This is a genomic window from Variovorax sp. Varisp36, from assembly GCF_047304235.1.
Taxonomy (GTDB): Bacteria; Pseudomonadota; Gammaproteobacteria; order Burkholderiales; family Burkholderiaceae_C; genus Variovorax.
In genome coordinates, this window is sequence record NZ_JBGLYU010000006.1 from 89,668 (window position 1) to 109,478 (window position 19,811).

General features: G+C 61.0%; 6 protein-coding genes. All 6 read left to right on the forward strand.

The features are described from left to right. Positions 1–210 precede the first annotated feature (210 nt). Positions 211–387: a DUF1778 domain-containing protein gene (locus ACCD11_RS05870; protein ID WP_413312891.1), complete on the forward strand. Its 177-nt coding sequence runs from the start codon at positions 211–213 to the stop codon at positions 385–387. Between the two features lie 18 nt (positions 388–405). Beyond that, entirely contained in the window at positions 406–5,736 is a 5,331-nt protein-coding gene (locus ACCD11_RS05875; protein ID WP_413312893.1) for a DEAD/DEAH box helicase, read from the forward strand. Between the two features lie 6 nt (positions 5,737–5,742). Next, positions 5,743–8,592: a helicase-related protein gene (locus ACCD11_RS05880; protein ID WP_413312895.1), complete on the forward strand. Its 2,850-nt coding sequence runs from the start codon at positions 5,743–5,745 to the stop codon at positions 8,590–8,592. Between the two features lie 4 nt (positions 8,593–8,596). Next, on the forward strand, positions 8,597–13,612 hold the full coding sequence (locus ACCD11_RS05885) for an Eco57I restriction-modification methylase domain-containing protein (protein WP_413312897.1): 5,016 nt from the start codon (positions 8,597–8,599) through the stop codon (positions 13,610–13,612). Between the two features lie 5 nt (positions 13,613–13,617). Further along, positions 13,618–15,603: a hypothetical protein gene (locus ACCD11_RS05890; protein WP_413312898.1), complete on the forward strand. Its 1,986-nt coding sequence runs from the start codon at positions 13,618–13,620 to the stop codon at positions 15,601–15,603. A 72-nt stretch (positions 15,604–15,675) separates the two neighbouring features. Continuing rightward, the gene (locus tag ACCD11_RS05895; RefSeq protein WP_413312899.1) at positions 15,676–19,653 is read left to right on the forward strand and encodes an RNA-directed DNA polymerase; all 3,978 of its coding nucleotides are present in this window, start codon (positions 15,676–15,678) and stop codon (positions 19,651–19,653) included. Positions 19,654–19,811: the final 158 nt, after the last annotated feature.

Here is a 19,811-nt window from a genome sequence, read left to right on the forward strand (position 1 = left end):
GATGGACGCGACAAGAGCTCGTTGAGTGGCTATGTCACTCAGTTGTTTCCGCCCTTGGCGGCCATCTCTCGAAAGCCCCCGATATCTTGTCCGGCACCACGGACGAGTCGCAGAACGTTCAAGTCTCATCCGGTCCCGGGCACCTAGTCGCCCTGACAAGTACTTACTTTTAGCGTTACATTTGCGGTACACCCCTCGACGAGCCAAGGCATGGAACGAAAGACCGAAACCCTCAACCTGCGAGTTACACCTGAGTTGAAGGAATTAATTCGGATAGCGGCGGAGCAGGATCGACGGACGATTGCCAACTTCATCGAAGTGCTGGTCAGACAGCACTGCCGTGCGCAAGGAGTGAACCCAGAAGTCAAGCGTGCTGAGAGCCGTTGAGCCAAACAGGGAGCCGACATGGATGTCTTCGAGTTCAGAGAACACATCGTCAGTGAGTACGAGCAGTTCACCCGCAGCTTCACGCGCATTCGCGCGGATGACATCCGCGACTATGTGGATGGCCAATACACAAGTCAAAAATATTGGCCAGAGCCGCTCATCCAAATCAACCCGAACTTCAAATCGGGCGGGACGGTCGATGAGTTCGTTGCAGCCGGTCAGCTAAACGCTCAATGCGCCGACATCTTTCGTCTCGGAAAAACTACCTCGTCCGAGGGAGTCTCGCTTCCCCTTCACAAGCACCAAGCCGAGGCCATCGGCTTGGCTGCAGCAGGGGAGAGTTACGTGCTGACCACCGGGACGGGCTCCGGCAAATCCCTGAGCTATTTCATCCCCATTGTTGATGCCTGCCTGAAGGCGAAAGCAGTCGATCCCAAGCCGCGCACGCGGGCCATCGTCATCTACCCGATGAATGCTCTGGCCAACTCGCAATTGGAGGAGCTGAAGAAGTTTCTAGGATCGGATACTGCAGAGCGAGCCGTAACCTTCGGGCGTTACACCGGGCAGGAGTCTGACGAAGAGCGGCAGGCCATGGCGGCGAATCCGCCTGACATTTTGCTCACCAACTTCATGATGCTCGAACTGCTGATGACGAGGCAGAACGATATCGACAAGGCGGTGATGCGCAACGCCAAAGGCCTTCGCTTCCTCGTGCTCGATGAACTGCATACTTACCGCGGCAGGCAAGGCGCAGACGTCGCGCTGCTCGTTCGCCGCGTGAGGGAGGCACTGGCCGAACAACTCGTCTGTATCGGTACATCAGCAACGATGGCGACCGAGGGCACGCAGATGGCGCGCAATGCCGTTGTTGCGGGGGTCGCCTCTCGACTGTTCGGCGCAAGCATCCCAGACCGCAACATCATCACCGAGACGCTGCGTCGGACCACGCCGGAGCAGGACACTCTGACGACCGTTGTTGGCCGCCTCGGCCAGGCCATTCGCGCCGGAGTTCCGATTGGGGCCGATTTCACAACGCTTGCGGCGCATCCCATTTCTGTCTGGGTCGAGTTGACGCTCGGGTTGACCTACGAAGACGATAAGCCGCGCCGTGCTCGCCCGCGGACACTGGCTGAAGCCGCCAGGCTTTTGCACGAGGCGTCAGGCGAGACGACGGATACCTGTCTCGACTACCTGCAACGCTTTATGCTGCTGGCCTATGCGGTCACTGACGAGTCGGGCAAGTCGCTGTTCGCGTTCAAGCTGCACCAGTTCATTGCTGGCGGCGGCAAAGTCTACGCAACGCTGGAGCCACCCCGTCACCGCGCCATCACACTCGATGGTCAGCAGTACGTGTCAGGCGACGCGGACCGCTTTCGCCGCTATTACCACGTCCATTTCTGCCGAGACTGTGGGCAAGAATATTTGCCTGTCTGGGATGCTGAAAGTCCGGAAGGTCGAACTTTCAATGTCCGCAGCATTGAGGAGCGCCAACATGGCGACGATCAAGTCAAGTTCGGCTTCCTGCTACCCAGCCTAGACGGATGGGACCCTTCTGACCCCGAACGCTACCCAGAGGGCTGGGTGGAAGAGCGCGTGGATGGTGAGTGGCGCGTCAAACCCGACAAACGCAAGTTCATTCCGCAATCCGTCAATGTCCGTGCGAACGGAGTGACAACCACAGAACTCGGGCTCACCGCGTGGTTCATCCCTGGCGCGTTCCGTTTCTGTCTCGCGTGTGGCACTGCCCACGCTACCTCTGGCAAGGATGCGCTGCGTCTGACCTCGTTGTCGGGCGAGGGACGCAGCTCTGCCACGACCATGCTGACCTTGTCTGCATTGCGCTACTTGTACGAGCAAGACCAGCAGCTCTCCGCAGACGCCAAGAAGGTTCTGGGTTTCTCGGACAACCGCCAGGATGCCGCGCTCCAGGCCGGTCACTTCAACGACTTCCTGCAGGTCCTCTTGACCCGCGCTGCGCTCCTGTCGGCCGTCAACAAGGCCCCGTCCAAAGTGTTGAGCGAGAAGGAGGTCGCCAATGCGGTTTTCGAAGCGCTCGGCTTCCACCGCGATGATTTCGCTGTCCGGTCGGAATACATGCAGCAGCCCGAGGTCAAGGGCAACACTCGACGACAAGTTCAGGAGGCCATGCGCGGCATCCTTGGTTACCGAAGCTACTTCGATCTGCGTCGTGGTTGGCGATTCAACAACCCCAACCTGGAACAGTTGGGGCTGGTGCGTATTGATTACCAGGACATTGACGACCTGGCCGCCGATGCCGCCGAGTGGGCGAATGCACCGCCGGTGCTGCAGGTCGCCAAGCCGAGCGAACGCGCCTTGGTGTTGCGCGCCTTGTTCGATTTCATGCGGCAGGGTCTGTGTATCGCCACTCGCTACCTTGACCGCACCGAACTGGACCAGCTCCGTACCCAAAGCTACGCCAATCTGTGCGAGCCATGGGGCTTCACGGAGGACGAGCGCCCACAGCCTTCCAAGTGGTTCGTCACGAGCCGGCCCAAGGAAGAAAGCGACCGCAGGGGCCGCCGTGTCAATCTGGATGACTTCCTCGTCATCGGCTCCAGCCGGTCCCGGCTAGGCAGGGACCTGCGCAAGAGCAGCGCTTGGGGCGGCGCCAATCCGTACTACAAGCAGATCAATGACCAAACGTACCCGGATGTCATCGCTGCACTGCTGAAGGCCGCCGAATCCTATGGTTTGGTCCGCAAGGAAGATACAGATGTCGGTCTCACCGGCTGGCAACTGAATGGCACTGCATTGGTCTGGGCGCCGGGCTCGGGTGCAAGCCAGCGTCAGGCCAACGACAACACGTTCTTCAGAGGCCTCTACAAGAACATCGCAAACCTGCTTGACAGCCCGGTTCACCAGCTCTTCGACTTCGAAGCTCGCGAGCACACCGCCCAAGTCGAGCAGGACGACCGGATGGAGCGCGAGGCCAGATTCCGTTTCACCGAGAAGGACCGAACGGAGTGGCAGAACAAGAACGGCACGCCTCTTGAATGGCTCCCGGTATTGTTCTGCTCGCCCACGATGGAGCTGGGCGTCGACATCTCGTCGCTGAACACGGTGTACATGCGCAACGTTCCGCCCACACCAGCGAACTACGCGCAGCGCAGTGGCCGAGCTGGCCGGGCAGGGCAGCCAGCGCTGGTCATCACCTACTGTGCCGCCCAGAGCCCACACGATCAGTATTACTTCCGCGACCCCGTCCGAATGGTTCATGGTCAAGTGAACGCGCCGACGCTGGACCTGGCCAACCTGGAACTCATCAAGAGTCACATGCATGCCATCTGGCTTGCTGAAACCGGCAAGAAGCTTGGCAACAGCGTACGCGACTTGCTGGACATGAACCAGCCAGAGTCTCTTCCTGTGACGGAAGAGGTGGCGTCGGACCTGGACAAACACGATGCGAAAAAGCGAGCACACTCGCGGGGCCTCAAAGTCCTTGGCATGCTCAAGACTGAGCTCACGCCACAACGTGCACCATGGTTCAGCGACGCGTGGGCCGAGACCGTCTTCCAGCGTTCATACATCGAGTTCGATGCAGCCCTGCAGCGCTGGCGCGACCTCTACCGTGCCACGGCCCAAGCCATCGACCTGAACTTCAAAATTGAAAACAACCCCGCTGCGAGCGAGCGTGAACGGCGTGAAGCCCAGCAGCGCCACAATGAAGCCCGCAAGCAGCGTGATCTGCTACTGGCAGGTGACAGCGCCTTCAACAGCGACTTCTACACCTACCGCTACATGGCCAGCCAGGGTTTTTTGCCCGGCTACAACTTCCCACGCCTGCCACTGCTGGCCTATCTGCCTGCACGTCGCGGACACATCGGCCGCGAGAGCTTCCTGTCACGTCCACGCTTCCTCGCACTTGGTGAGTTTGGCCCGTACAGCCTCATTTATCACGAGGGCAGCCAGTACCGGGTCACCAAGGCCCTGCTGACCATTACGGGGCAAGACCAAGTCAGTGACGGTGCACGCCTGCCGACGGAAGTTGCCCGCCTGTGCCCCGCCTGCGGCTACGGTCACTTCCGCTCACAGCGTGATGCTGACCGCTGTGTCTCCTGCGGTGCATCGCTGGACGGTGCCCAGGAGGTCAAGAACCTCTACCGAATCGAGAACGTCTCCACAAAGCGGGCCGAGCGCATCACCGCCAACGAGGAGGAACGTGTTCGACAGGGCTACGAGATGCAAACCACGCTGCAGTTCGCCGAATCGGACGGAAAGCTGCAGATGGTGACCACAGTCGCAAGTGATGACCAAGGCCCCTTGTTGGAACTGCAATACGGCCCGGCTGCGACGGTGTGGCGCATGAACTTTGGTTGGCGCCGCCGCAAAGAGAAGGCCATTCAAGGCTTCATGATGAACCCCGTCACGGGCCATTGGGTCGGCGGCGTCGACGATGGCAACGGCGAGTCTGAAATGGAAGGCGAGGCGCCGCCGGACAAGACGCCACCGCAACGCATCGTCCCCTACGTCGAGGACCGCCGAAACATCCTCATCGTGCGACCGCACTTCCGGCTCGGTGTTCTGTCTGCAGCGACGTTGACCACCCTGCAATACGCTCTGAAACGTGGCATCGAGGCGGTGTATCAGCTCGAAGAGAGCGAGCTGATGGCGGAACCCCTTCCAACGCGCGACAACCGTCAGTCCATCCTCTTCTTCGAGGCGGCCGAGGGTGGCGCGGGCGTGCTGACTCGTTTGGCAACCGAGCCCACCGCGATGGGGGCAATCGCCGCCAAGGCGCTGGAGGTCATGCACTTCCTGCCACCCTCACTTGGGCAGCCCTGGTTGCGTAGGACCTTGGAAGAGGAGCGTGATGCCGATGGTCAGCCGCTGTGCGAGGCGGGGTGCTATCGATGCCTGCTGTCGTACTACAACCAGCCTGACCACACGCTCATTGACCGAAAAGACAAGGATGCCAGCGGCCTGCTGCTGGACATCCTCTGTCGACTGACGCTGGCCAGTACCGAACAAGGTACACAAGGCCGTGCGCCTGAGCAACACGACGCTGAGCTGTCACGCACGGCCGGCAGCAGCCTGGAGCAGGCGTGGCTTGCACATGTCAGCGACAACGGCTACCGCAAGCCGGACCGGGGCCAACACACGATTGCCGCTGCAGGCACTTGCGCAGACTTCTTCTACGACGACCTCCATCTGGCTGTCTTCGTCGACGGCCCTCATCACGATGCTGAGAGCCAGAAGCAGAAAGACGCCGACATCAATCGCAAGCTCGATGAACTGGGCTACCTGGTCGTGAGGTTCCCCAAAGAGGCCACGGCCTGGCCCGACATCTTCAAGAACAACACGGACCTGTTTGGTCTCGGGAAGAACTGAATCGATATGAATGCACCCCTGCCGGAGTTCCTTCCGGGAAGCCTGATTGCCGCTCGTGGCCGCGAGTGGATCGTGCTGCCCGAGTCCGACACCAGCACGCTGCACCTGCGCCCCTTGGGAGGCGGTGAGCGCGACGAAACCCTCATCTTCTTGCCCCTGGAGCGCCATCCGGTTCAACCGGCAACCTTCCCTTGGCCTACGGTCGGCCAGGCTCGCAATCACTCCGCCAGCCAACTGCTGCTGGATGCCTTGCAGCTCAAACTGCGCAGTGGCGCAGGCCCGTTCCGAAGTTTTGGCAACATCGCTGTTGAACCACGGGCCTACCAACTCGTACCGCTGTTGATGGCACTGAAGCTGCCCACGGTGCGTCTGCTGATTGCTGACGACGTCGGTATCGGCAAGACCATCGAGGGAGCCCTCATCGCCCGTGAATTGCTTGACCGCGGCGAGGTTCAGCGTCTTGCCGTGCTCTGTCCTCCCCATCTTTGTGAGCAATGGCAGCGTGAACTGGCCGAGCGCTTCCACATCCACGCGATGGTGGTGCGCTCGAACACCGCCGACCGGCTGGAGCGAGATCTACCCCCCGGCACTTCTGTGTTCGACGCGCACCCTTTCACCGTGGTGAGCCTGGACTACATCAAGTCCGAACGTCGGCGCGAGGCCTTTCAGCGCTTCTGCCCCGAGTTCGTCATCGTGGACGAGGCACACACCTGCACGCAGGGTGGTCAAGGCCGGCAGCAGCGCTATCAGCTCCTCAAGGGGCTGGCCGAAGACGCCAGTCGCCACATGGTGCTGCTGACGGCCACGCCACACAGCGGCGACGAAGAAGCGTTCTTCAACCTCCTGGGTCTGCTGCGTACGGACTTCACGCTGCTGAAGGACCTGCCGAGTACCCAGCGTAGCGACCTGCGCGAGGCACTGTCGCGCCATTTCGTCCAACGGCGCCGGCCCGACATTGCTGAGTGGCAAGACTCGTCCATGTTCCCGGACCGCAGGACGGCTGAGATAACTTACCGCCTGACCGGTGCCTGGGGGCAACTGTTTAACGACGTCCTGGTCTACGCCCGTGAGCTCGTCGAACGTTCCGAGGGGCAGGGCCTGCGTGAGCAGCGCATGAACTGGTGGGCCGCACTGGCTTTGCTGCGCTGCATCTCGTCGTCGCCTGCGGCTGCCGTCAATTCGCTGCGCACACGGCTGCATGGTGTTCAGGTAGACGATGGGGAAGCCGGGACGCTGTCCCTCGAAGAGCTGGAACTGCAAGCCAGTGACCGGGTGCTGGACGGTGCGGACGACGCACTTTCGACCGACGACATCGAGCCCGGTGCGCAGACAGAAGACTCGCAACGACTCCAGGCACTGATTTCCGCCGCCGATGCACTGGCCGGCAGTCAAAACGACCCCAAGCTGGCCAAGTTGCAAGAGCACCTGGCCGTGCTACTGAAAGATGGCTTCCAGCCGGTCGTGTTCTGCCGCTACATCGCCACGGCACACTACCTGGCGGCCTACTTGCGCGACAAGTTCAAGTCCGCCTCGGTCAAGGCCGTGACGGGGGAGCTCACGCCCGGCGAGCGCGAAGCCGCTGTCGAGCAACTGGGCGAAAGCGAGATCCGCGTCCTGGTGGCCACGGACTGTCTGTCCGAAGGTGTCAACCTTCAGAGCCTTTTCACGGCTGTCGTTCACTACGACCTCAGCTGGAACCCCACCCGTCACGAACAGCGCGAAGGCCGCGTGGACCGTTTCGGCCAGAAGGCCCGTGAAGTTCGCAGCACCATGCTGTACGGCGAAGATAACCCGGTGGACGGTGCTGTGCTCCAGGTCATTCTTCGGAAGGCCGAGAGCATCCGAAAGGAGTTGGGCGTGCTGGTGCCTATGCCCGATGACGAGGGCAAGCTGACCCAGGCGCTGCTGAACGCGGTGTTGCTGCGCAAGGGCACGGCCATCAACGCACAGTCGCAACTCGACCTGTTTGGCGAGCCTGCCAGACAGATTGAGCTGGCATGGCAGAGCGCCAAAGAGAAGGCCAAGCTGAATCGCTCCATCTTCGCCCAGCGCCGCCTGAAGCCTGAGGACGTGCTGCCCGAGTGGCGAAAATCGGCCGCAGTGCTAGGTGGCGAGGCCGATGTCGAGCGATTCGTCACTCGTGCAGCCGCCGAGCTGGGAGCGCCGCTGGAGCCTGTTCGCGGGCATTTCAAGCTCCTGACCGAGCACCTGCCGCAGCCCATTCGCGAACGCCTCAGTGCGGAGGGTATTGAAGGCACGCTACGCATCGACTTTCATCAACCCGCCGCACAGGGTGCGCTATTCATTCACCGCACCCACCCGCTGGTGGTGGTGTTTGCGGACACGCTGCTCGAAAGGGCACTTGACGCCACGAACGGCGCCAGTGACGACAGCGCCGTCGCCCGAGCCGGTGCGGCCTTCGTCGGCAACGTCCAGTTCAAGACCACCGTATTGCTGCTGCGGATGCGCCATCAGCTCAGCGTCACGCACGGCAGCCAGACGCGGCTCATTCTCTGCGAGGAGTCCGTGGCCGTGGCCTCAGCAGGAGCCGCGTCGTTCGAGTTGCTGGCCGCCGACCAAGCCCGTGAGCTGTTGGGCACCGAAGCCACCCGCAACATGCCGCGCCCCTTGCGAGACCGCCAGTTGCAAACGGCACTTGAGGGGTTGCCGGCATGGCAGCCGCAACTGGAAGCCATCGCCAAAGCACGTGCCCAGGAACTGCTGCAAGACCATCGACGTGTGCGCGAGGCTGCTGATGCCAAGGGCACCTATCAAGTGACCGCCAGCCTGCCCGTGGACGTGATGGGCGTTTACGTGCTGGTCCCTGCCGCTGCAGCACAGGGCGAGGGAGCCTGACACCATGGCACGCAAGAAGGTCACCACCCTGGCTTACCGGGCCATCCGCATCGAAGGCGGGCTCATCCCTGCAGACGAACTCACCCGCCTGACCACCCTGGCCGAGCCGGCTTCGACAGAGCAGACCGAGGCGCACTACCGAATCTCCAAGGGCCTCAAGCTTCGCGACGAAATCGGGCGCGACTTCAAGATTGCCCTGAGCTTGTGGAAAGACTTCAAGGCGCTGCGCAAGCGCACCGACGTCAACGCCCATGAGGTGACCGTTCGGGAACTGCTGCTGCCCTTGATGCGGGATGTGTTGCACTTTGCCGACGTTGGCCGTTGCGCGGCCATCGAGAGCAGTGGGCACAGCTACGCCATTGGCCACGCCGCCGAGGGCGGCCGCGTGCCGCTGGTCTTTGCTGCACATGACCAACTGCTGGATGCGGCGGCTGGGCGTTTCGGTGAGACTAATCCTGACACCGGCAAGGTTCGCCGGCGCAGTCCCTACATGCTGGCCCAAGAGGCTCTCAATGCCTCTGATGCCTCTCTATGGGCCATTGTCACCAACGGTTTGACGCTGCGCATCCTGCGTGACAATCCCAGCCTGACTCGGCCGGCATACGTCGAAGTGGACCTGGAGGCGCTCTTTACCGAAGAGCTACACCCCGACTTCACCGCGTTCTGGCTTCTGGCGCACGCCAGCCGATTTGGCAGTCCCTCGCGCGAGCCCACCAACTGCGTGTGGGAACGCTGGCGAGCAACGGGCCAGGCAGCAGGTGTCACCGTGCGAACCAACCTGCGCTTTCAGGTTGCCGATGCGTTGCGTGCACTGGGCACGGGCTTCCTCTCGCACCCCGCAAACGGCGAGCTGCGGGCGGCCCTGCAGCGATTGAACGGCGAGGACGGCGCCTTGGGCCGCCAAGCCTTCTTTGAAGAACTCCTGCGCTTGGTCTATCGCCTCATTTTCCTGTCAACGGTCGAGGACCGAACTGACAAGACCAGTGGGCAACGCCTCATCTTCACGCCCGACGCGCCGCCGGAAGTGCAGCAACGCTACCTGTCAGGCTACTCGATGACCTGGCTGCGCGAGCGGGCTGTGCGGCGCAGCCAGCACGACCGGCATGCCGACCTCTGGCAGGCGCTCGGCATCACCTTCGGCTCGTTGGCAAGGGGTGAAGCGCATCTGGGTCTGCCCGCGCTTGGTGGCCTGTTCGATGCGGACCAATGCGCGTGGCTCGATGGCGCGCAGCTGGAAAACCGCTGGTTGCTGGCTGCCGTTTTCCAGTTGGGCTGGTTCCGTGCCGACGGCGGCCTGACCCGCGTCAACTACCGCGACATGGGTCCTGAAGAGCTGGGCAGCGTCTACGAAAGCCTGCTGGAGTTGGTGCCCGACCTGCAGATGCTGTCGCAGCCGTCAGCGGCTCGTCTTGCCTTTGTCGGCGATGACGACAGCGAGGGCAGCACCAAAGGCAACACCCGCAAGTTGACCGGCAGCTATTACACGCCGGACAGCCTGGTTCAAGAGCTCATCAAGACGGCGCTGGAGCCTGTCATTGTGGACACGGTTCGCGCCAACCCCGAGCGCCCAGTCGAGGCGCTGCTTGGCCTGACCATTTGCGACCCTGCTTGCGGTAGCGGCCACTTCTTGCTGTCCGCCGCCCGACGCCTGGCCGACGAGGTGGCCTTGCACCGCGCCGCAGCAGAGCGTGAAGGCGGCGCCCCCACACCCGTGGACTACCGCCACGCCTTGCGCGACGTGGTCAGTCATTGCATCTTTGGCGTGGACAAGAACCCGATGGCCATTCAGCTGGCCAAGACAGCGCTGTGGCTTGAGGCGTATTCCCCCGACCGTCCACTGTCCTTCGTTGATCATCACCTGCAAGTAGGCGATGCCCTGCTGGGTGTGCTGGATCCCAAGGTGTTGGAGCACGGTATTCCAGATGAGGCCTACACAGCGCTCTCCGGCGACGATAAGGCGGTGGCCTCCGCCTTGAAGAAGCAAAACAAGTCAGACCTCAAAAGCTGGAGAGCCATTGCTTTTGGCGATCTGTTCACCCAAGCCGGGCTGGCGGTTAAAGCGGTGGCTGTTGAATCACTGCCTGACGATACCCCTGAGAGCATCGCAGTCAAGCGTGCCGCGTGGCGCGAAGCGCAGACCGTCGCCCGGCACTCGACGCTAGCACGCTTGGCCGATACTTATGTGGCGGCTTTCCTGGCGCCTAAGCTAGAGAACACGGGTGAGCAAGTGCCGTTGTCTGGCTATCTGTGGGGCGTGCTCAGTGGTCAAGCGTCCAGGGCCGATGTAGAAGAGGCAGCGCACTTTCTATGTCGCACGCACAGCGTGTTCCATTGGTGGTTGGCATTCCCGCAGGTTGCCGCTACAGGTGGTTTCTCGGTCATGTTGGGCAACCCGCCTTGGGAGCGTATCAAGCTGCAGGAAGAAGAATTCTTTGCCACACGCAGCCCCTTGGTGGCCACAGCCAAGAACAAATCCGAACGGGGACAACGCATCGAGTGGTTGCGTGAAGGCGTCCTGCTTCATAACCTCAATCCAGCCCTTGAGCGCGCTGAAGGATGGGTCCCGCCCAACCGGGCCGAAATGGCGCTCTACGAGGCCTTCATCGCCTCTCGTCGGGGTGCAGAGGCAGCGAGCCTATTTGCGCACGATGGCGGTCGTTATCCGTTGACCGGCGTGGGTGACGTGAATACATACGCGTTGTTCTCCGAGACCTTATTTCAAGCGACGGCGCCGAACGGGCGGGCTGGTTTCATCGTGCCGACTGGAATCGCGACCGATGATTCGACAAAAGCCTACTTTGAGCGACTGGCGGTTGGCGGCTTCCTTCGAAGTCTGCTGTGCCTAGAAAACGAGGAGTTTGTATTCCCCTCCGTACATCACTCGTTCCGCTTTGCGCTCCTCACATTGGCCGGTACACCCTCGAGTGAAGCCGCCTCTCTGGTGTTCTTTGCTCGCCAGCCTGAACAGATTCACGATATGCGACGTCAATTCCGGCTCACGTCGGAAGAGTTTGCCCTCATCAACCCCAATACCCGCACCTGCCCGGTCTTCCGTAGTGAGCGCGATGCCGAACTGACCAAAAAGCTTTACCGCACCGCGCCGGTCCTAGTTCGCGAGCCGCAATTCGGTCGTGAGGGAGAACTGCTGGTACCGGAGGTCAACCCGTGGGGCATCAGTTTCCAGCGCATGCTGGATATGTCCAACGACAGTGGGCTCTTTCTCGACCAGCCCGAAAGCGAGAGTAGTTCGACCAACGTCTCGCGCTCCCTACCTCTGTACGAGGCCAAGATGATTCACCAGTTTGACCACCGCTGGGCCACCTTCTTCGACGCACCCGAAAAACCAGGGGGGCTGGATACCGCCGACGTATGCTTCGCGCAGAAGACCGACCCAGCCTACGCCGTGCGTCCACGATACTGGGTGCCCGAGCGGGAGGTGCTGGCTCGCATCGCGCGCGTCCCGGCGCGTGTCGCACGTGCTTGGCTGGCGTTGCATGCGGCCGCCCCGGGGGAAGGACAAGACAGCGCCCTTACCGAGCTGCTGCTGGCCCTGGCTGTTTGGGTGGCGAGCGAACTGTTCACGCGAACGGCGGGCGAGCCTGAGGTGGCAAAGTTGGCAGGGCAGACCGGCCGGCAGCAAAAGAGTGTGCTGACCCACATCGCTCGCACCGAAATGCAGCTCAAAGCCAGCTTCGAGACCTTGTCAAAGGCGCTATTAAGCTCCGGCTTGACAACCCAAAAGGCCCTGGTCGAGTTCCCAAAATGGGCGCTACAGAATCTCGACGCGCGCCTATCAGATGCCGAACTCGAGGCTTTAGGCGGGACGCTGCAACGGGCAGTGATGGCGAATTCGCTGCTGAGCCTAGTTGACGAATGGATGGACAGGCGTAGCCCAAAATGGCTTTTTGGATTCCGAAATATTGCACGCAGTACAGACGAACGCAGTTTCATTGCAACAGTGATGCCGAGATTTGGCGTCGGACATTCGATGCCGCTGTATAGCGTGACTACTCCACCTGCGCTCGCCGCAGCGCTCCTTGGGATGCAGACTTCGCTCTCATTCGACTATGTGGTGCGCCAGAAGCTGGGGGGGACTAACATGACGTTAGGCTACGTCAAACAGTTTCCGACGCTGCCTCCTGAATTCTTTTCGCGACAAGACCTCGAATTCATCGTTCCGCGCGTCCTCGAACTCACTTACACCGCTCACGATCTGCGCCCCTGGGCAGACGACTTGGCCGCCTATGACCTCCGTTCCGTCCTCGAACGTGGGCAACCCTTCGCATGGAACCCCGACCGCCGAATCCAACTGCGCGCTGAACTAGACGCTTACTACGCCCGCCTCTACGGCCTGACTCGCAATGAGCTGCGCTACATCCTTGATCCCGCCGATGTGATGGGGCCGGACTACCCCAGTGAGACCTTCCGCGTGCTCAAGAACAACGAGATGCGCGAGTTCGGCGAGTTCCGTACCCAGCGCTTGGTGTTGGAAGCCTGGGACAGACTTAGCTCTACCCCCGTTGAGGTGCAGTCGGCTGCCGCAGCTATTGCCCCCAATCTCTCCGAGCTGGGCATGATTCGAAACGAAGAGGAGGCGCTGCTGGCCGGACTCATCCTTGCTCTGGTCGAGCAGCGCTCGAAAGGCAGTTCGGTGTCCGAACTGCAATCTCTCGTGGCCCGTTCAGTTAACGCGCTGCAGTACCTGGAAGCGCCGGACGGACTGCGGTTCACGGAGCTTTGGGGCTCATCGAGCATTTCAAACGCCGCGGCGCAATTGCTGGACCGGGTCCGCCCCATCGTTCAGCGCCTGGAATCCTGTGGTGTTTTGACTCGACAGGTGCGCACGGGCGAGGCGACATTCACCCGAGGTGCGTCAGTGTTGCCTGGAGACGTGCGTCAGGTTCCGGAGCATGGTGAAGTTGCCCGGCTGCTTGTTGCAGCGGAGACACGACGGCTCGAATCTGAGCGTGCAGGAACGTCAGGCACCGAGCAGACGTCGAGGTCTACAGGAACAAGGTGACACGTATGAAGAAACAGTGGCTTGAGGACTACGAACCAGTCCGCAATCAGCCTCGAATGTGGATAGAGACGATTTGGCTGGTGGAGTCCCGTGAGCCCCTGTCAGTAACTCGCACCATAGATCTGCATCCAGGCCTGAACATCGTTTGGGCTCGGGAGTCGACCTCCACGGAGGCATCAGGCCTGGCCAGTGCAGGCCACGGGGTTGGAAAGACTTCGCTGTGCCTGTTGATGCGGTACGTCCTGGGCGACGATGCGCCTGCCATTTCAACTTTGCGTGAGAAGGCGTCGGCGGGCTTCCCGAAAGGTGGTGTTGCTGCCAAGGTGCACGTGGACGGCACTACCTGGCTGGTGTTTCGCCCCTACGGGGCCTATAGCCACTCCCTCGCAGCGCCCTGCGAGGCGTTGGAATCGCTGGTGCAGGGGGCTGTCCCCAATGAGTTCCAAGAATACCTTAGCGCGCTGGAGCAATTTTCTATAGGTCGACTCGCTTCGCAGTCGCTGCCGGGCACCAACCAACCGCTCCGGTGGCGTCACCTTTTGGCTTGGTGCATCAGAGATCAACGCACGCGCTTCGACGGTTTCTATCACTGGCGCGACGGTGAAGGGCTCGGGTTTCTTCGTTCCCGGCGTGACCCGCCGCTGTTTGTCGGTTCGGTGCTGGGTTTGGTCGATGCGGGCTTGGATCAACTGCTTCGCGATATTGAGTCGAAGCAGGGGCAGTTCGACAAGTCCAAAGAGCAAATCCCAGAACTGGAACGTGCCCCTGTGTATGCCCTTTCGCACGCGGAGCGGCAGTTGCGTGCCCGTGTCCGATCCGGTGAGGACGAGCCGGTGTTTGAAACCATGCTGGGCGAGTCCATCGAAGCTCGGGTTCGAGAAGCTCTTGCTTCAGCAGAGACGTCCGAGGCGGCGTGGGAGGTCGATGTAGCCCGAGCGGAACAACTGCTGGCTCAAGAGCAGCTTCAACTTGCACACCTTACCGACAAGGTGAAGCTGGCCGAAGTTGAGGTGAGCATCGCCAAGTCACTTGTGGAAGCCAATCAGGCGGACTTTGAGCGCTTGACGAAAGTCCGTGAAAAGTTGGCGTGGCTGGATGGCCGATGTGACCATGGCGACGTTGAATTCTCTGCGTGCCAGCACATTCAATCTCGCAAGAGCACGGTCAACATGACTTGGTTCCGAGACGGCAAGGAAGTCCAGGCGAACGCGCCCGAACGGGCACGGCATTTCGCTCAGTGCCAGGCCGACCATGCGCGCGCAGAATCTGCAGTGACCGAGCAGCAGAAACGAATCTCAGCTCAACAAACAGAGCTTCGGCGTCTGCGAGTTCGGGTCGCGACCAGCGAGAGTTCTCGTTCGCTCCTCAAGACCTCTTGGGCGGAGCTTCAGCTTCTGCACACACAAAGAGAGCAGGGAATCGAGTCTGCAGAATTGGTCAATGCGCGTGGGCTTTTGGAACGGTTGGAAGGTGAACTTAATAGCCTGCGCTCTACGTTGCACGGTCGTCGGTCACAGCAGTCAGCTCGTGCCGACGCCATCAAGGCAATGACAGCACTTGTATCAACAAGGCTTCTTGGAGCGTCGGGCCATGCTCGATTCGTGCAGGATCATGAATATCGACCTTTCGAGGTCGCAAGAGGCGGTGAGGCCTATCAGGTTCTCGAAGTGCTGCTGGGCGACATCGTGTGCTTGCTTGACTCCGCGACATCCGAAGCAAGTAGCCACCCTGGCTTTTTAGTGCACGACTGCCCACGGGAGGCTGATATGAGCGACGTGCTCTACCGAGAGTTCTTTCTCGTGGCTGCCGAGGCCGCGGAGCAATTGGGTAGGGACAAAGGGGCTCCTTTCCAGTTCATCGTGACAACGACATCGCCGCCCCCCGAGAAGGTTCGTGGTGAGTCGCATGTCGTGCTCGAACTGGAGCCAGGATCTGATGAGAAGCTGTTGTTTAGGCGCGAGCTTGTGCCAGAACTCCCCGGCTTCCAATAACCGGGGGAAACGACGCGCATGAAAAAGCGTCTTTTTGAGCAAATAACCTGAACAAGAACGAGGAGGGGCTACATGTCAGTTGTTAAGGAGGCGTATCTGGAGCTGGTGCCGCACGGCAGAAGCCTTGCCGATGTGGTGGTGCTTTCTCAGGCTTGGAAGAAGTCGCACGCATTCATCCGCCGCCACAACTGGTATGCCGACATCCTGGAGCTAGATGTGTCGACGGTCGATCTCGAGGACCAGCTCTTGCGTTGGGGTTCCGATGTCAGTCAAGACAGCTTTCGCCCGCATGAATTGCTTCTAGTGCCCGCCCCGAAGATTGCCAAGTGGGAGTTCAGGCCCACCCCGGTTGTGCATTCGCTGGAAGACCTCCTCGACCTCGACATCCTCGGCTCTGAGCCTACATTCGATGACTGGGTGCCCAAGACCAAGGAGAGCGAGCCTGGCGCCGATGCGGCTTCGAGCGACCTGACTCAAAAGCTGCGCCCCTTGGCACATCTATCTATCCGAGACCAGACACTGGCCACGGCCGTAATGATGTGTCTGGCGGAAGCCGTTGAGACGGCGCAGGGCGATACGTCCGGAAAGGACGTACTGACGATGCGCGAGCGGGGCGTGGTGAGTTATGGCAACCGCCTTCAGTGCAATTGGGTCGAGCAGCCCAATGCGCCTTCTCGCGCCAAGTTTTCTTGGGGCAACAGTCGAACTTACCGCCAGTACTTTCAAGACTATCGAGCGTTCCTGGCAAGGCCGCGACGAGTGTGTGCCGAATTGCTGACGCAGCTGCCGCCCAGACGCGAGCTGTTTGTGGTTTCGCTCGATATCAAGTCGTTCTTCGACAGGGTCGATACGGCGGCACTCTTGCAGGAACTGCGCCGGATTGAGGCAGAGCACCGGCAGGCCTTCGGGCTGCCCGATAGGTCGGCGGCGGATGAAGCGTTCTGGCAGGGCGCCGAGCGCATCTTTCGTTGGCAGTGGCGGTCGGAAGACCACAAGCAAGCGGAGCTGATGCACGGGGCTGGTCAAGAAGAGCTGGAACTTGGCCTGCCGCAAGGGCTGGTTGCCTCCGGTTTTCTGGCAAATGCATACCTGCTGAGGCTGGACCGTGAGCTTCATCTAGCCGCAGATCGAGCAACCAGTGTTGGTCGCGATGTGAAGTTGGTCGACTACTGTCGATATGTGGATGACATGCGCATGGTCGTCGAAGCTCCGAGCGGCATCGGTGGTCCGGAGCAAGACGAGATACTGAAGCTCGTAGTCGCATTCGTTACCAATGCGCTGAAGAGCCACTGCGAACTGCTGAAGGCACAGAAGGTGCTTGAACTGTCGCTGTCGCCCGGCAAGTGCGTCGTGACACCATACCGCTCGATTTCGGCCCAGAGCAACATGTCTGCCCTGATGGACGTGCTCAACTCCGAGCTCAGCGGAACCTTCGACCTGGAGTCGCTGGCCCAGGCTGCTGGCGGGCTCGATGGCCTGTTGTGGATGTCGGACCAGATTGACGATGCCGAGGAGCCAAAGCCGTCGCGCCTGCGTCTGGCCACTGTCGCGGCGCCCAGCACGGACGTACGCGACGATACGGTCAAGCGTTTCGTGGCAACGCGTTTGGCACAGCTGATGCGACATCGTCTCGCGATGACGGATGCCACGGCACACACGTCCACTGGCAACGTGCTCAGCGACCGTGTGACCAATGGCATGGCCCTGGCCCATGAGTTCGAGTCCACGGCGCGCAAGCTCATCAAATGCTGGGCCGAAAACCCATCACTGGCCCTCTTGCTGCGCTGCGGATTGGATCTGTTTCCGCATCCCAGGTTGTTGTCGCCGGTTGCCGAAGCACTCAGCGTCAAGTTGTTCTGCCCTCAGGTCGGCCTCAGTGCAGCTCAGCTGAGGCAGGTTCGGGTCGCCGAGTACGTTCTCGCAGACCTTCTGCGCGCAGGTGCCGTTGAAACTGGCTTTCGTGCAGAGGAGGACTACCCTGAGTCCGTCGATATTTCCGGCTATCGAGAGGAGTTGGGCACACTGGCTCGTCGAGTGGTTCTTGAGCGTGCGGATTCACCATGGTACCTGCTGCAACAGGCGCATCTGTACCTGTCCTCCATTGGCGATGTCTCGCTGGCGGTGACGGACGAGAGCAGTTTCGCATTGGTGCAGCCCTACAAGGCGCTCAACCGCGCAATCATGTTCGAGCCCGCGCATTCCGGGGCGTTGAAGGAGGTGCTTCCGTTGGCGCTTGTTGCCCAGCAGTTGCACCCCAATCCGAGGCGATTCGGCGTCTGGTTGGCTGAGGGGCTGCGACTGACCAAGGAAGACGCCCTGCAGGCGGAGGTAGTGACGACCGTGTCGCTGCACCGGCCAGACCTCATGTTGGCGGCCTTGAATGGGCGGGGCAACAGGGCTCCGCGCTGGCGTAAGTTTGTCCCCCCCGCACTGATTGAGACCAACAAGCGAACGTCTTCGCGCCGCACCAGTGGGGTGCGCCGGAGTGTCCGGCCACTCCACCACGTCATGATGGAAGCCGATAATGTGTTCGCGCAGGAGAACGGAGTCCTGATGCTTGCCAAGGCGCTGCTCGGCGTGGAGGGCATCGAGGTGCACTTGAACTCAGGCTTGAGCGCGATGGACATCACGCTCGCGTGCGACGACTGGACACGGATTCATGCGCTGCCCGACGGGAAGGATTTCTTGTCTGTACAGCCCTTGGTACGCACCGAATCAGCAAGCCCTCTGTACGCCAATCCGCCTTGGGTTGACGACGATAGTGCGTGGCTATACGGATTGGGGCGAATTCTGCGAGCGGCGCTGACCGGCGAGTTTGACTTCACGAGCCGGCGCTATCTCGTGACCGAGGAGGTAGGTCACTACACCGGTCTTCGGAGCAGTTGGTTCAAGCGCAGATTCGGGCTAATGAACTCTGGGCGCGGACTGCTGGATGAACCGGGGCCTGTGTCTCCGTGGCTGTCGGGGTTGCTTTCCACATTGCTGCGCTGGCCTGGGGTCGAGTTTCGTGCGCACCACGCAGCCGCGGCGGGGACGGCCCGAACAGCCGATGAGTTGCTTGCGGTGTTTGAGGAGCGGATTGCCGTGCAGCGGGCCCTGTTCGGAACGCGAAGCAAGACACCCATGTATGTTGTGCCGACCGACGACCACGCGCCGCTACAAGACAGGCCCCTGCGTGTCGCCATCGTTCAGCCGATGCGTCCACGCAGGGACGAGTTTGATGTCAAGGATCCGACGCACTGGACCCCCGGTGTCCTCGCTGAACACCGGAGGCATTTGGCGGAGGTGTGCAGGCTGACTTTTCAGAAGCTTCGAACCTGGGCCTCGGCACAGAGCTCAACGTCGGCGGGCGAAGAAGGAGATGGACCGGTCGTGGATGTCATCTTGTTCCCAGAATTGGCCGTACACCCCGAGCATGTTTTTTTGCTTCGCCGACTGTCCGACAAGCTTGGCGCGAACATCTTCACTGGGCTGACGTTCCAGGCGTCGGCCAAGTTGGGCGCACCGATCAACCAGGGGCTGTGGTTGATCCGCACGGAGTCTCCCGGTCACGGACGCAGCATCCAGTACGTCTGGCAAGGAAAGCTTCATCCGATGAAGCTGGAACGAGCGATGGGAGTGAAGGGATATCGGCCACACCTGACGCTGGTCGAGCTACCGGTCGGCTCGAAGACGCGAACACGGATTGCCGCTGCCATTTGCTACGACGCAACAGACCTTGACCTGGTTGCCGACCTTCGGGATCGGTCCGACGTGTTCTTGGTCGCAGCACTCAATCAGGACGTCCAGACCTTTGACAACATGGTGGCGGCGCTCCACTTTCACATGTATCAGCCAGTGGTGTTGGCCAACTCCGGCGAGTTCGGTGGTTCCACTGCTCAGGCGCCGCTTCCGAAGCATGAGCGCCTCATTGCACACGTTCATGGGAACAACCAAATTGCCGTGAGCGTGTTCGAAGTTGACCCCGCGCCCTTCAAATCGACCAACCCAGCAAAGGCTCCGAAGGAACTCAAGGCAGCGCCCGCCGGCTACAGGGGAAGACCGTCGTGATGCGCCCTTCGGCTGAACGGCCAACACACTGCTGGCGAAAGCGAGTTGGCACCGCAGCCTTGGCGCAGAAGTGCGCTCGGTGGAGCATGTCCTGCGCGGAGTTCCTGGCGACCCGTCGACTGCCTGCCGCAGGCGCCGTGCGTGCAAGCAGCCAAAGT

Excerpts from the sequence above, each read along its gene's own strand:
- ACCD11_RS05870 (WP_413312891.1), top strand. The coding sequence starts at position 211 with ATGGAACGAAAGACCGAAACCCTCAACCTGCGAGTTACACCTGAGTTG.
- ACCD11_RS05875 (WP_413312893.1), top strand. The coding sequence starts at position 406 with ATGGATGTCTTCGAGTTCAGAGAACACATCGTCAGTGAGTACGAGCAG.
- ACCD11_RS05880 (WP_413312895.1), top strand. The coding sequence starts at position 5,743 with ATGAATGCACCCCTGCCGGAGTTCCTTCCGGGAAGCCTGATTGCCGCT.
- ACCD11_RS05885 (WP_413312897.1), top strand. The coding sequence starts at position 8,597 with ATGGCACGCAAGAAGGTCACCACCCTGGCTTACCGGGCCATCCGCATC.
- ACCD11_RS05890 (WP_413312898.1), top strand. The coding sequence starts at position 13,618 with ATGAAGAAACAGTGGCTTGAGGACTACGAACCAGTCCGCAATCAGCCT.
- ACCD11_RS05895 (WP_413312899.1), top strand. The coding sequence starts at position 15,676 with ATGTCAGTTGTTAAGGAGGCGTATCTGGAGCTGGTGCCGCACGGCAGA.